Here is a 13278-nt window from a genome sequence, read left to right as displayed (position 1 = left end):
GGCTTGGAGGAAGTGTGGCGAGCGGGTGCCGGCGGCGGGATCGGCAAAAACCCGATACGGCGGCGCGCAGACACTGAGGCTGCACGCCGCGGCGGTGCGGGGGTTGCCCGCGCGGGGAAAAGCGCATCGCCCTCCATACGCAGGCGTGTGTGCCGGCACCGGCCAGGCTGGCCGATGAACCGGCGCGTGGCGCCGCGGCCAGGGCGGCTGCATCGGCACGCCGGCTTCTGGAATAATGCGCGGCTATGAGCAAAATCGATCAGCTACTGAACAACAACCGGGCCTGGTCCGAGCGCATCAATCGCGAGGATCCAGAGTTCTTCAGCCGCCTGTCCAAGCAGCAGACCCCGGAATACCTGTGGATCGGCTGCTCCGATTCGCGGGTACCGGCCAACCAGATCATCGACATGGCGCCGGGCGAGGTGTTCGTCCACCGCAACATCGCCAACGTGGTCGTGCACACCGACCTCAACTGCCTGTCGGTGATCCAGTTCGCGGTGGAAGTGCTGAAGGTGCGGCACATCCTGGTGGTCGGCCACTACGGCTGCGGCGGCGTGCATGCCGGACTGACCCGCGCGCGCCTGGGCCTGGTCGACAACTGGATCCGCCATGTCACCGACGTGGCCGAGAAGCACGAAGGCTGCCTGCAGCAGGCCGGCGACCTGAGCCTGCAGCATGCGCGCCTGTGCGAACTCAATGTGCTCGAGCAGGTGGTCAACGTCAGCCGCACCTCGATCGTGCGCGACGCCTGGGCCTCCGGCCAGGAACTGACCGTGCATGGCTGGGTCTACAGCCTGCGCGACGGCCGCGTGCACGACCTGGGCATGGAACTGGACCGCATCGAGGACCTGGCGCCGCGCTACGATGCCGCACTGGCGCGGATCTGCCAGGACCGCGAGGATCGCTGATCCGGCGCGGCGCCCGCGCCGCCGCGATTGCCCAAGGACCCCGCATGCTCCCCGCCCCGCTGAACCTGCACGCCTGGATCGAACAGCACCGGCACCTGCTGAAGCCGCCGGTGGGCAACAAGTGCATCTACGCCGGCGACTTCATCGTGATGGTGGTCGGCGGGCCGAACGCGCGCTCGGACTTCCACTACGACGAAGGCCCGGAGTGGTTCTACCAGCTCGAAGGCGAGATGGTGCTGAAGATCCAGGAAGACGGCGCGGTGCGCGAGATCCCGATCCGCGCCGGCGAGACCTTCCTGCTGCCGCCGAAGGTGCCGCATTCGCCGCAGCGTGGGCCCGACTCGGTCGGCCTGGTGATCGAACGCCGGCGCCTGCCGCACGAGAACGACGGCCTGCAGTGGTACTGCGAACGCTGCAACCACCTGCTGTACGCAGAATACTTCCCGCTGCGCAACATCGAGACCGATTTCCCGCCGGTGTTCGCGCGCTTCTACGCCTCCGAGGCCTTGCGCACCTGCGGCCGTTGCGGGCAGGTGCATCCGCTGCCGGCGCCCGCCGCCGCGCCGTGAGCGCCCTCGCCGACCGCCGCGCCGGACCGCGATGCTGCACAGCCTGATCGCGCTCAAGCCGCGCGACGTCCCGCTCCGCGTCGCCCTGCGCAATACCTTCGCGGTGGTCGCCCCGCTCGCCGTGGGCGTGGCCGGCGGCCATGCCGAACTGGGCCTGGCGATGGCCACCGGCGCGCTGAACACCATGTTCTCCGACCAGCCCGGGCCTTACCGGGCGCGCATGCAGCGCATGCTGATGGCGGCGCTGGCGGCCGGCGGCGCGGCGCTGCTGGGCATGCTGATCGGCGCGCACACCCCGGCGCTGGCGCTGGCGGCGCTGCTGCTGGGCCTGGGCGGCGGCCTGCTGGTGGCGCTGGGCCCGGTCGCGGCGCGGGTCGGGCTGACCAGCATGATCCTGCTGGTGGTCAGCGCCGACGTGCGCCTGCCGGCCGCACAGAGCGTCGGCGTGGCCGCGCTGATCTTCGCCGGCGGCCTGCTGCAGATGCTGATGGCGCTGGCCGCCTGGCCGCTGCAGCGCTACCGCCCGGAGCGGTTCGCGCTGGCGGAGCTGATGCGGCAGCTGGCCGGCATCGCCCGCCAGCGGCCGAGCGCGACGCTGGCGCCGCCGGCCACCGAGGCGGTGCTCGAGGCGATGGTGATGCTGCACGGCGAGCACCGTTCGCGCGGGCTGGCGGTGCAGTCGTTCCGGATCATCGCCGAGCTGTGCGAACGCGCGCGGCTGGAACTGCTGACCCTGGCCGACCTGCACGGGCGCCTGGACGAGGCCTCGAGCGCGCGGCTGCCGATCGAGCGCGTGCTGGAACGCAGCGCGGTGGTGCTGGACCAGCTCGCCTACGCGCTGGACAACGCCGAGGATCCGGCCGCGGCGGAGGCCTCGATGACCGGCTTCGACGATCTGGCCGAGGCCTTGGCGCAGGCCGAGGACACCCGCGAGCGGCGCCTGCTGCGCATCGCCGTGGCGCGCACCCACGGCCTGGGCGGGCAGCTGCGCGCGCTGGTGCGCAACGGCCACTGGGCCAGCAGCCGCGGCGAGATCCAGGCCGAACTGGCCGAGGCCAGGCTGCCGGCTGCGCTGCGCCCGCTGGCGCCGCTGCAGACCCTGCGCGCCAACCTGGGCTTTTCCTCGGTCGCGTTCCGCCACGCCTTGCGCTGCGGCGTGTGCCTGAGCCTGGCGGTGCTGTTCGAGCGCTGGCAGGCGATCCCGCACGGCTACTGGATCCCGATGACCACCGCGATCGTGCTCAAGCCGGATTTCGGCGGCACCCTCAGCTTCGGCGCGCTGCGCGTGGCCGGCACCTTCGCCGGGCTGCTGCTGGCCACCGTGCTGGCCCACTTCACGATGGACGGCGCGGTGGTGCGGCTGCTGTTGCTGACCGTGTTCTGCCTGGGCTTCCGCCTGCTGACCCAGGTCAACTACGGCCTCGGCGTGGCTTGCCTGACCGGCATGCTGGTGCTGCTGCTGTCGTTCGAGGGCATGGCCCCGGGCGAGGCGATCGGCGAGCGCATCCAGGCCACCGTGCTCGGCAGCGCGCTGGCGCTGGTCGCCTACGCGCTGTGGCCGACCTGGGAGCGGCGCCACATCCGCGCCACCCTGGCGCACTTGCTGCTGGCCTATCGCGACCATCTCGCCGCGCTGCTCGAAGGCCGCCTGCAGGCGCTGCCGGACACCCGCGCCGCCTCGCGCACCGCGCGCAGCAACGTGCAGGCCTCGATCGAGCGGCTGCGCGGCGAGCCGCGGCGCAAGCGCAACCTGCGCGAACTGAAGCTGGCCGAATCGGTGCTGGCCAACGGCAACCGCCTGATCCGCGCCTCGCTGGCGCTGGAGGCGGTGCTGCGCGACAGCCCGGCGCTGCCGCCGCTGCCGGAACTGGAGCAGTTCCGGCAGCAGGCGCATGCGGCGCTGACCCAATTGGCCGACAGCCTGCGCAGCGGCAACGCCCCGGCGCAGGCCACGCTGCGCAGCGACGAACGGCGCCTGGCCGAGGCGCTGGCGACGCACCTGGCCGATGCCGCCGACGGTTCGGCGCTGGCCGCGCTGGCCGACACCAGTGACCGCGTCGCCGACAGCATCGGCACCCTCACCCACCTGTTGCGCAGCGCCATGCTGCCGGCCGCCGCCAGCGCTCCCGCCGTCGCCGACGAAGCGCCGCACCGCGACCGGTAGACTGTGCCCTCGCCCCGCTGCCCGTTGCCGATGAACGAGATCCTGACCCGCACCCACGCCACCGCGCTCGACGCCGCCGACCCGTTGCGCGAGCTGCGCCGCGAATTCCTGTTCCCGCAGCACCAGGGCGCCGACCAGGCCTACTTCGTCGGCAACTCGCTCGGCCTGCAGCCGCGCGGCGCCCGCGCCGCGGTGCAGGAGGTGCTGGACAAGTGGTCGACGCTGGCGGTGGAAGGCCACTTCACCGGCGACACCCAGTGGATGACCTACCACGAACTGCTCGCCACGCCGCTGGCGCAGCTGGTCGGCGCGCTGCCGCACGAAGTGGTGGCGATGAACACGCTGACGGTGAACCTGCACCTGCTCATGGTCAGCTTCTACCGCCCGACCCGCGAACGCCCGGCGATCCTGATCGAGGCCGGCGCGTTCCCCTCGGACCAGCATGCGGTGGCCTCGCAGATCAGCTTCCACGGCTTCGACCCGGCCACCGAGCTGATCGAAGTGCAGCCCGACAGTGCCGACGGCATCGTGTCGATGGCCGCGCTCGAGCGCGCCATCGCAGAACACGGCCCGCGCCTGGCGCTGGTGCTGTGGCCGGGCGTGCAGTACCGCACCGGGCAGGCCTTCGACCTGGACGCGGTGGCGCGGCTGGCGCGCGCGGCCGGCGCCGCGGTCGGCTTCGACCTGGCGCACGCGGTCGGCAACGTCCCGCTGAATCTGCACGACACCGCGCCCGACTTCGCGGTGTGGTGCCACTACAAATACCTCAACGCCGGCCCCGGCGCGGTCGCCGGCGCCTTCGTGCACGAGCGCCACGGCCACGGCGACACCCCGCGCTTCGCCGGCTGGTGGGGCCACGACAAGCGCACCCGCTTCCAGATGGGCCCGGACTTCGTCGCCGCGCCCGGCGCCGACGGCTGGCAGCTGAGCAATCCGCCGATCCTGAGCATGGCGCCGCTGCGCGCCTCGCTGGACCTGTTCGAACGCGCCGGGCTGCCGGCGCTGCGGCGCAAGTCGCTGCAGCTCACCGGCTACCTGGAGACGCTGATCCGCGCGCGCCTGGCCGAGACCCTGCACATCATCACCCCGGCCGATCCGGCGCAGCGCGGCTGCCAGCTGTCGCTGCGCGTGGCCGGCGGCCGCGCGCGCGGCCGTGCGCTGTTCGACTACCTGCAATCGGTCGGCGTACTCGGCGACTGGCGCGAGCCGGACGTGATCCGGATCAGCCCGGTGCCGCTGTACACCCGCTATCGCGACATCTACCGCTTCGTCGAGGAAGCGGAAACCTGGGCCGGCGTCTGAGCCGCCCCCTCCTGCGCGGCCGCGGCCGCGCGCCTTGCCGGACCTTTCCTTGAGCGACTCCCCCCGCAGCATCACCCTGATCGGCGCCGGCCTGGCCGGCTCCCTGCTCGCCATCCTGCTCTCGCGCCAGGGCTGGCGCGTCACCGTCTACGAGCGCCGCGGCGATCCGCGCATCCAGGACTACGAGCGCGGCCGCTCGATCAACCTGGCGCTGGCCGAGCGCGGCCTGCACGCGCTGCGCCAGGCCGGCGCCGACGCCGCGGTCATGGCCAAGGCGGTGATGATGCGCGGGCGCATGGTGCACTTCGCCGACGGCCGCCAGCAGTTGCAGCGCTATGGCCGCGACGACAGCGAGGTGATCTGGTCGGTGCACCGCAACGACCTCAACATCACCCTGCTGCAGCTGGCCGAGCAGGCCGGCGCGCAGATCCATTTCTACCGGCGCCTGCACACCGTGGACTTCGCGGCGGGCTACGCGCGCTTCATCGACGACCGCGACGACCAGCCGCACGACATCCGCTTCCGCAGCATGATCGGCGCCGACGGCGCCGGCTCGGCGTTGCGCGCGGCGATGCAGCGCGCCTCGCCGATGGCCGAGCACACCGAGTTCCTGGACCATTCGTACAAGGAACTGGAGATCCCGCCCAACGCCGACGGCAGCTTCCGCATCGAGGCCAACGCGCTGCACATCTGGCCGCGCGGGCACTACATGTGCATCGCGCTGCCCAACGACGAAGGCACCTTCACCGTCACCCTGTTCCTGCCCAACAAGGGCGAGCCGAGCTTCGCCACCACCCGCAGCGGCGAGGAGGCGCTGGCGCTGTTCGCGCGCGACTTCGCCGATGCGCTGCCGCTGATGCCGCAACTGGCCGAGCACTGGGAACAGCATCCGCCGGGCCTGCTCGGCACGCTGCGGCTGCAGCGCTGGCACCTGCACGGGCGCGCGGTGCTGCTCGGCGATGCCGCGCACGCGATGGTGCCGTTCCACGGCCAGGGCATGAACTGCGCGTTCGAGGATTGCGTCGCCCTGGCCGCGCACCTGCAGCGCGAACCCGACCTCGAACGCGCCTACGCCGCATTCGAGGCCGAGCGCAAGCCCAACGCCAGCGCGATCCAGCAGATGGCGCTGGAGAACTACATCGAGATGCGCGACCGCGTCGGCGATGCCGGCTTCCTGCTGCAGCGCGAGCTGGAACAGGCGCTGCAGGCGCGCCACCCGACCCGCTTCGTACCGCACTACACCATGGTCACCTTCCTGCGCACGCCGTACGCGCTAGCGCTGGAGCGCAGCGAGATCCAGCGCGAGATCCTGGTGCAGGCCACGCAGGGCCACAGCGACCTGTCGCGGATCGACTGGGCGTGGCTGCAACGCACCGTGCACGAACGCCTGGCGCCGCTGGACGGCGCGCATTGAGCCGATCTTGCCTTACCCTGTGCAGGAGCGGCTTCAGCCGCGACCGGCATTACCGGTAGCGCCGGTCGCGGCTGAAGCCGCTCCTGCACAAGCCGGCCTATGCGTCACGCAAGCAACAACGCAGCCGCGGCCGACGCTCCACCACCACATACCGCCGACTCCCCGATGCCCGACAGCTTTCTCTTCTACGACTTGGAAACCTTCGGCGCCGATCCGCGGCGCACGCGCATCGCCCAGTTCGCGGCGGTGCGCACCGATGCGCAACTGAATGTGGTCGAGGAGCCGGTCAGCTTCTTCGTGCAGCCGGCCGACGACCTGCTGCCCTCGCCGATCGCCACCCTGATCACCGGCATCGCCCCGCAGCAGGCGCTGCGCGACGGGGTCAACGAGGCCGATGCGTTCGCGCGCATCGCCGAGCAGATGGCACGGCCGCAGACCTGCACGCTCGGCTACAACTCGCTGCGCTTCGACGACGAGTTCGTGCGCCACGGCCTGTTCCGCAATTTCCACGACCCGTACGAGCGCGAGTGGCGCGGCGGCAATTCGCGCTGGGACCTGCTGGACATGCTGCGGCTGATGCACGCGCTGCGGCCCGAAGGCATCGTCTGGCCGCAGCGCGAGGACGGCGCCACCTCGTTCAAGCTGGAGCAGCTGGCGCTGGCCAACGGGGTGCGCGACGGCGACGCGCACGAGGCGCTGTCCGACGTGTACGCCACCATCGGCATGGCGCGGCACTTCCGCGAGCGCCAGCCGCGGCTGTGGGACTACGCGCTGAAGCTGCGCGACAAGCGTTTCTGCGGCGGCCTGCTCGACGTGGTGGCGATGCAGCCGGTACTGCACGTGTCGATGCGCTATCCGGCCGCGCGCCTGTGCGCGGCGCCGGTGCTGCCGCTGGCGCGGCATCCGCGCATCGACAGCCGGGTGCTGGTGTTCGACCTGGAAGGCGACATCGAGCCGCTGCTGCGCTACACGCCGGAGCAGATCGCCGACCGCCTGTACACGCCGCAGGCCGACCTGCCCGAGGGCGAGCAGCGCATCCCGTTGAAGGAAGTGCACCTGAACAAGGCGCCGGCCCTGGTCGCCTGGGCGCACCTGCGCGAGCCCGACTTCGCCCGCCTGCAGATCGATCCGGCGCAGATCCTGGCCAAGGCCGCGCGCCTGCGCGAGGCCGGTCCGGAGCTGGCCGAGAAGGTGCGCCGCGTGTTCGGCAGCGAACGCGCGGCGGCCCCGGCCGACGCCGATGCTTCGCTGTACGACGGTTTCCTGGCCGACGCCGACAAGCGCGCGATGGCGCAGGTGCGCGCCACCCCGCCGGCGCAGCTGGCGCCGCTGGAACAGGGCTTCCGCGATCCGCGCCTGCCCGAGCTGCTGTTCCGCTACCGCGCGCGCAACTGGCCGCAGACCCTGTCCATCGCCGAGCAGGGCCGCTGGGACGACTACCGGCGCCGGCGCCTGGTCGACGACAGCGGCCTGTCGGAGCTGAACTTCGACGGCTACTACGCACAGCTGGCCGATTTACGCCTGGCTCACCCCAACGATGCTACCAAGCAGGCTCTGCTCGACCAGCTGGCCGCCTGGGGCCAAGACCTGCAACGCACCTTATGACCAGTTATTTCAGCGACGCCAGCTTCAAGTTCCTGCGTGCCCTGGCGCGGCACAACGACAAGGCCTGGTTCAACGACAACCGGCACAAGTACGAGGAGCACGTGCGCCAGCCGTTCCTGCGCCTGATCACCGACCTGCAGCCGGACCTGGCCCAGGTCAGCGAGCATTTCCGCTCCGACCCGCGCGGCGTCGGCGGCTCGCTGTTCCGCATCCACCGCGACGCGCGCTTCTCCCACGACAAGTCGCCGTACAAGACCTGGCAGGGCGCACGCCTGTTCCACGAGCGGCGCAAGCAGGTGCCCGCGCCGTCGTTCTACCTCCACCTGCAGCCGGGCGAGAGCTTCGTCGGCGCCGGGCTGTGGCACCCGGAACCGGACACGCAGCGCAAGGTGCGCCAGTTCATCTTCGACAACCCGGGCAGCTGGAAGGCCGCCGCGCATGCGCCGAAGCTGCGCCGCCGCTTCGATTTCGAGGCCAGCGAAGTGCTGGTGCGGCCGCCGCGCGGCTTCCCGGCCGAGTTCGAGTTCATCGACGACCTCAAGCACAAGAACTGGGTGTTCTGGCGCCAGCTCGACGACGCCACCATGACCGGGCCGAAACTGCGCGCGCTGGTGGCCGCCGACCTGCAGACGCTGGGGCCGTTCGTGGACTATTTGTGCGCGGCGCTGGATCTGGAATTCTGAGGCAGTCCGCTTTCCCTGCAGGAGCGGCTTCGGCCGCGACAGGCATCATCGGTAACGCCCGTCGCGGCTGAAGCCGCTCCTACAGAAAGCGTGCACCCGTACCGAGGCACACAATGAAAAAATGGCTGGCCGTGCTGTTCCTCGCCCTGCTCGCGCTCGGCGGCTACGTCGTGGCCGGGCCGTACCTGGCGATCCGCGGGATCAGCCAGGCGCTGGAACAGCGCGATGCGGCGGCGCTGGAGCGCTACGTCGACTTCCCCACCCTGCGGGTCAACCTGAAGGCGCAGGTCGACGATGCGCTGCTACGCCACGCCGGTCCGGACCTGCAGGCCGGCCTGTTCGGCGGCGCGCTGCTGTCGCTGGCCGGCAGCGTCAGCGGCATGGGCGTGGATGCGATGGTCACCCCGGCCGGGATCGGCGCCCTGCTGCAGGGCGATGCGCTGTGGAAACGCGCCCGCGGCGACACCGTGGGCGGCGACACCTACGCCGCGCCGCGGCCGCCGCAACCGCTGCGGCAGGCCGAACACCGCTTCGAATCGACCTCGCGCTTCGTCGCCACCATCCACACCGCCGACGGCACCGCGGTGCCCTGCGTGTTCACCCGCGACGGGCTGCGCTGGAAGCTCAGCAACATCCTGCTGCCGTTGTAGGAGCGGCTTGAGCCGCGACATCGGCGCCGGAAGAAGTCTTCAATCGCGACTGATGGCCCGAGGCCACCCAGAGTCACTACAGAAAGCTTGCGACCAATCCGATGGGTGCAGGCTTTACACCCACCCACAGATTGCCGAAACCACAGCGGCTTCCAACTCTGCTCGTCGCGACTGAAGTCGCTCCAACAAGGAGCTGCGGCAAGCCGGCTGGGTTCACTATGGGAGGGACTTCAGTCCCGACTGCTCGATGCATCCGCCCCAATAAAGCACCCGAACCAAGATGGTATCCGCCTCCGCCCGTCGCGACTGAAGCCACTCCCACAGTGACGGGCGGCATGTGGCAGCGACGCCGCTCAGCGGCGCCAGGCGGTCGTCGCGAACGCCTGCTGCAGGCGCCGGAACGTCGGCCGCAGCTGCCAGCGCGCCGACCACGGCAGCTGCGCCAGCGCCGCGCGCACGTCCAGCGCCGACGGATCGCCGGTCCAGGCGAACACCACATGGTTGTCCAGCTCCGGCTCGTCCATGCGCAGCACACGCCCGCCGAAGATCTTGCGCAGGTGCGCCACGTGCTGGCGGGTGTCGGTGTCGTACAGGTTCACCGCCAGCACGCCGCCGGCGGCCAGCGCGGCGTGGCAGGCCTCGTAGAAGCCGCGCGTGCGCATCGCCGCGGGGATGCCCTCGGCGTCGTAGGCATCGAGCAGCAGCAGATCGTAGCGGCCGCGGCGCTGCGGCAGCAGCTGCGCGCCGTCGCCGTGCAGCGCCTGGAAGCGCGCGTCGTCGGCCGGGATGTGGAAGGCGTCGCGCAGCGCCAGCACGTCGGCATCGGCCTCGATCGCCTCGATCCGCGCCTGCGGCAGGTGCCGATAGCAGAACTTGGCCTGCGATCCGCCGCCCAGGCCGACGATGCCGATGCAGCGCGGATCCGGCCGCAGCAGCAGCGCGCCGAGCATGCTGCGGGTATAGCCCACCTCCAGCACGTGCGGCCACCAGGTGAGCATCCGGCTCTGCGTCACCTCGCCCTTGAACTGCAGGCTGGTGTAGCGCCAGCCGCGCTCCAGGTACGGCCGCCCCGGGCGCACCGCCTGCGCGCGGCCGGGCCGCAGCAGCTGGCGCAGCGTGGCCCAGCGACCGCCTGCGCCGCCGCTGCCGCCGGAGGCCGCGCTCACGGCTTGGCGATGAGGTTGGCCACGCCGTGCGGCACGTGCCCGGCGGCCACGCGTTCGCGCGCGGCGCTGTCGATGTTGTGCTGCGAGTCGTCGAAGAAGATGTCGGCGCCGAACGCCTGCAGGAACGGCCCCTTGTGGCGGCCGCCGAGGAACAGCGCCTCGTCCAGGCGCACGCCCCACTCGCGCAGCGTGCGGATCACCCGCTCGTGCGCCGGCGCCGAGCGCGCGGTGACCAGCGCGGTGCGGATCGGCGAGGCCTCGCCGGCCGGGAACGCGGCCTGCAAGGCATGCAGCGCGGACAGGAAGTTGCGGAACGGCCCGCCGGTCAGCGGCTCGCGCGCGTTCTCGCGCTCGTAGCGGCCGAACGCCTCCACGCCCTGCTCGCGCGAGAAGCGCTCGCCCTCGTCGCCGAAGATCACCGCATCGCCGTCGAAGGCGATGCGCAGCTGCGTGGACAGGCGCTCGGAATCGATCGCCCCGGCCGCGGCGGCGGCCTCCTGCGCATGCTCGCCCGGCGGCTTGGGCAGGATCGTGGCCGCGGCGATGCCGTGGCTGAGCGCGCGCCGCACCGATTCCGGATTGGCCGACAGGAACAGGTCGGTGCCGAACGGCTTGACGTAGGGCCAGGTGGCCTCGCCGGAGGTGAAGGTGGCGCGGACGATGCCCAGCCCGTAGTGCTGGATCGAATTGAAGATGCGCAGCCCGGTATCGGCGGAATTGCGCGACAGCAGGATCACCTCCACCGGCGGCGTCTCCGGCGGCGTGCCCTGGTTCAGCGCCAGCAGCTTGCGCACCACCGGGAACGCCACGCCGGGCGCGAGCACGTCGTCCTCGCGTTCGCGCTGGTACGCGCTGTACGCCTCCACCCCCTGCTGCTCGAACAGCGCATGGCCCTCTTCCAGATCGAACAGGGCGCGCGAGGTGATCGCGACGGTGAGCAGGCGGGGGGAGTTGTCGGACATTTGGGCAGGGATTCGGAATTGGGGATTCGGGATTGGCAAAAGCGGCTAGCTGGATCGGATCGTAAAAGAGTAAAGCGCCGGGGCGGCAGATCCGCGGTTGCGAATCCCCAATCCCCAATCACGAATCCCCGCTTTCAAACCATAAATTGCTCGCTCAAGATCCGCTCCTCCAGGTTGTGTTCCGGATCGAACAGCAGCGTGACCAGGCGGTCGCGCGATTCGCGGATGGTGACTTCGACCACGTCGCGGGTCTCGTGCGAGTCGGCGGTGACGCTGACCGGGCGCTTGTACGGATCGAGCACGCGCAGGCGCACCTCGATGTCGGCCTTGAGGATCGCGCCGCGCCAGCGCCGCGGCCGGTACGGCGCGATCGGGGTCAGCGCCAGCGTGTGCGAGCCCAGCGGCAGGATCGGACCGTGCGCCGAGGAGTTGTAGGCGGTGCTGCCGGCCGGCGTGGCCACCATCACCCCGTCGCAGATCAGTTCGTCGACCCGGGTCTGGCCGTTGAGGTCGATGCTGACATGCGCGGCCTGGCGGGTCTGCCGCAGCAGCGACACTTCGTTGTAGGCCAGCGAACCGGTGGTGGTGCCGGATTCGGTCTGCGCCAGCATCTCCAGCGGCCGCAGCTTGGCCGGCTCGGCCTGCGCCAGGCGCGCCACCAGGTCGTCGTCCAGATACTGGTTCATCAGGAAGCCGACCGTGCCCAGCTTCATGCCGAACACCGGCTTGCCCAGCCCGCCGTGGCGGTGCAGGGTCTGCAGCATGAAGCCGTCGCCGCCGAGCGCGCACAGCACATCGGCCTCGGCCGGCGCATGGTCGCCATAGCGCGCGATCAGCTGGTCGCGCGCCGCCAGCGCCGGCGGCGCGGTGCTGGCGAGAAAACAGATGCGGGGGGAAGACGGCAGGACAGGAACGTTCATGGCCCGATCATACCCGGCACGCCGTTACCCGCGCGCGCGCGGTCGGTGCCGAGGCTAGCGTCCGGACACGAAATCGTCGTAGACGGTGCGCGCGGCCTGCGCCTGCATGTCCTGGCGCACCGACGCCGGCACGACGGCGACCAGGTGTTCGCGCACCTGCTGCGCCAATGGCGCGGACGCGATGTCGCCCATGCCCTCGCCCCGCCGCGCGTCGGCCAGACACAACCAGTACCAGGCGCGCGCGACGTCCCTGCACGGCTGCGGGCCGAAGGCCTGGATCCAGGCCAGTTCGGGTTCCCAGCCCTCGCCCTCGCGCCAGCCACGCGCGCCCCACTGCGCCAGCAGCGCGGCATGATCCGGCTCGGTGCCGACGCCCAGAAAGCAGCGGCGGCCATATTCCCGATAGGCGATGCTGAAGCGATTGTCCAGCCAGGTGCGGGCATAGACCGCGCGCTTCAACGCAGCCAGCGCCGCGGCCTGCTCGCCGCTGGCATCCAGGTGCAGAAACAAGGCATACGCGGCATCGCCGAGGGATTTCCTGGACAGCGCGCGCAGCGGCGCCAGGTTGCCTTGCCGCTGTTGCTGCAACGCACGTTGCAGCCGCACCTCCAGCGAGGGACGGCGCGCCAGCAGCACCAGCAGCAGCACGACGAGCGCGGGAATCAGAAGGTGGAGCATGGTCCCTGCCGGCGCGAAGCCGCGGAAAGCAAAGTGGAGCGTGCGCAGGGAACCGGACACGCCAATGCCGGGGCGAACGGCCCCGCCATCGCGGACGTGCCGCTCCGCATCACGCGAGGTGCGCCGGCATCGCGACAGGCGCGACGCCTGCGACCACGCCCCTTCTGCGAAGGAGGCATGGCCGCAGCCGCAGCGACCGGATCGCATGACCCGGCGCGGCCGATCTGCGCGCCGGGCCCGCGACGCGGACCCGCGCA

The 13278-nt window shown here is 71.1% G+C and carries 12 protein-coding genes; 8 read left to right on the top strand and 4 right to left on the bottom strand.

The annotated features are described in order from the left end of the window. Positions 1-245: 245 nt before the first annotated feature. The 8 genes from can to AB3X10_RS10205 all read left to right on the top strand — a co-directional run bounded on the left by can (position 246) and on the right by AB3X10_RS10205 (position 9295). Positions 246-908, top strand: a complete 663-nt coding sequence (gene can / locus AB3X10_RS10240) for a carbonate dehydratase (protein ID WP_369981266.1) — start codon at positions 246-248, stop codon at positions 906-908. 44 nt (positions 909-952) lie between these two features. Continuing rightward, positions 953-1477, top strand: coding sequence for a 3-hydroxyanthranilate 3,4-dioxygenase (locus AB3X10_RS10235; RefSeq protein WP_369981264.1), 525 nt, complete (start codon positions 953-955; stop codon positions 1475-1477). A gap of 31 nt (positions 1478-1508) precedes the next feature. Beyond that, positions 1509-3641, top strand: coding sequence for an FUSC family protein (locus AB3X10_RS10230; RefSeq protein WP_369981263.1), 2133 nt, complete (start codon positions 1509-1511; stop codon positions 3639-3641). 30 nt (positions 3642-3671) lie between these two features. Further along, positions 3672-4943 (top strand): kynureninase, encoded by a 1272-nt coding sequence (gene kynU / locus AB3X10_RS10225; RefSeq protein WP_369981261.1) that lies wholly within the window; start codon positions 3672-3674, stop codon positions 4941-4943. Between the two features lie 49 nt (positions 4944-4992). After that, positions 4993-6357 (top strand): FAD-dependent oxidoreductase, encoded by a 1365-nt coding sequence (locus AB3X10_RS10220; RefSeq protein ID WP_369981260.1) that lies wholly within the window; start codon positions 4993-4995, stop codon positions 6355-6357. Between the two features lie 165 nt (positions 6358-6522). Continuing rightward, positions 6523-7962, top strand: coding sequence for an exodeoxyribonuclease I (gene sbcB / locus AB3X10_RS10215; RefSeq protein WP_369981258.1), 1440 nt, complete (start codon positions 6523-6525; stop codon positions 7960-7962). Then, a complete protein-coding gene (locus AB3X10_RS10210) occupies positions 7959-8645 on the top strand; it encodes a DUF2461 domain-containing protein (protein WP_369981256.1) in 687 nt (228 codons plus the stop codon). The genes sbcB and AB3X10_RS10210 overlap by 4 nt, the downstream gene beginning before the upstream one ends. A gap of 113 nt (positions 8646-8758) precedes the next feature. Beyond that, a complete protein-coding gene (locus AB3X10_RS10205; protein WP_369981254.1) occupies positions 8759-9295 on the top strand; it encodes a DUF2939 domain-containing protein in 537 nt (178 codons plus the stop codon). 353 nt (positions 9296-9648) lie between these two features. On the opposite strand, the gene AB3X10_RS10200 is transcribed toward AB3X10_RS10205, so the two are convergent. The 4 genes from AB3X10_RS10200 to AB3X10_RS10185 form a co-directional block, all read right to left on the bottom strand. Continuing rightward, a complete protein-coding gene (locus tag AB3X10_RS10200) occupies positions 9649-10461 on the bottom strand; it encodes a transferase (RefSeq protein ID WP_369981252.1) in 813 nt (270 codons plus the stop codon). Further along, positions 10458-11423 carry a 5'-nucleotidase gene (locus tag AB3X10_RS10195; protein ID WP_369981250.1) on the bottom strand — a complete coding sequence of 322 codons (966 nt, stop codon included), beginning with the start codon at positions 11421-11423 and terminating at the stop codon, positions 10458-10460. Before AB3X10_RS10195 ends, AB3X10_RS10200 begins: the two co-directional genes overlap by 4 nt. Before the next feature lie 134 nt (positions 11424-11557). Further along, positions 11558-12328 (bottom strand): NAD kinase, encoded by a 771-nt coding sequence (locus tag AB3X10_RS10190; RefSeq protein ID WP_369981764.1) that lies wholly within the window; start codon positions 12326-12328, stop codon positions 11558-11560. Between the two features lie 69 nt (positions 12329-12397). Then, the gene (locus AB3X10_RS10185) at positions 12398-13228 is read right to left on the bottom strand and encodes a hypothetical protein (protein WP_369981248.1); all 831 of its coding nucleotides are present in this window, start codon (positions 13226-13228) and stop codon (positions 12398-12400) included. Positions 13229-13278: the final 50 nt, after the last annotated feature.

Origin of the sequence: Xanthomonas sp. DAR 80977 (assembly GCF_041240605.1) — a bacterium.
In the GTDB taxonomy this organism is placed as follows: Bacteria; Pseudomonadota; Gammaproteobacteria; order Xanthomonadales; family Xanthomonadaceae; genus Xanthomonas_A; species Xanthomonas_A bundabergensis.
The sequence above is the reverse complement of the archived record's forward strand: the minus strand, read 5'-3'. Positions and strand labels throughout refer to the sequence as shown.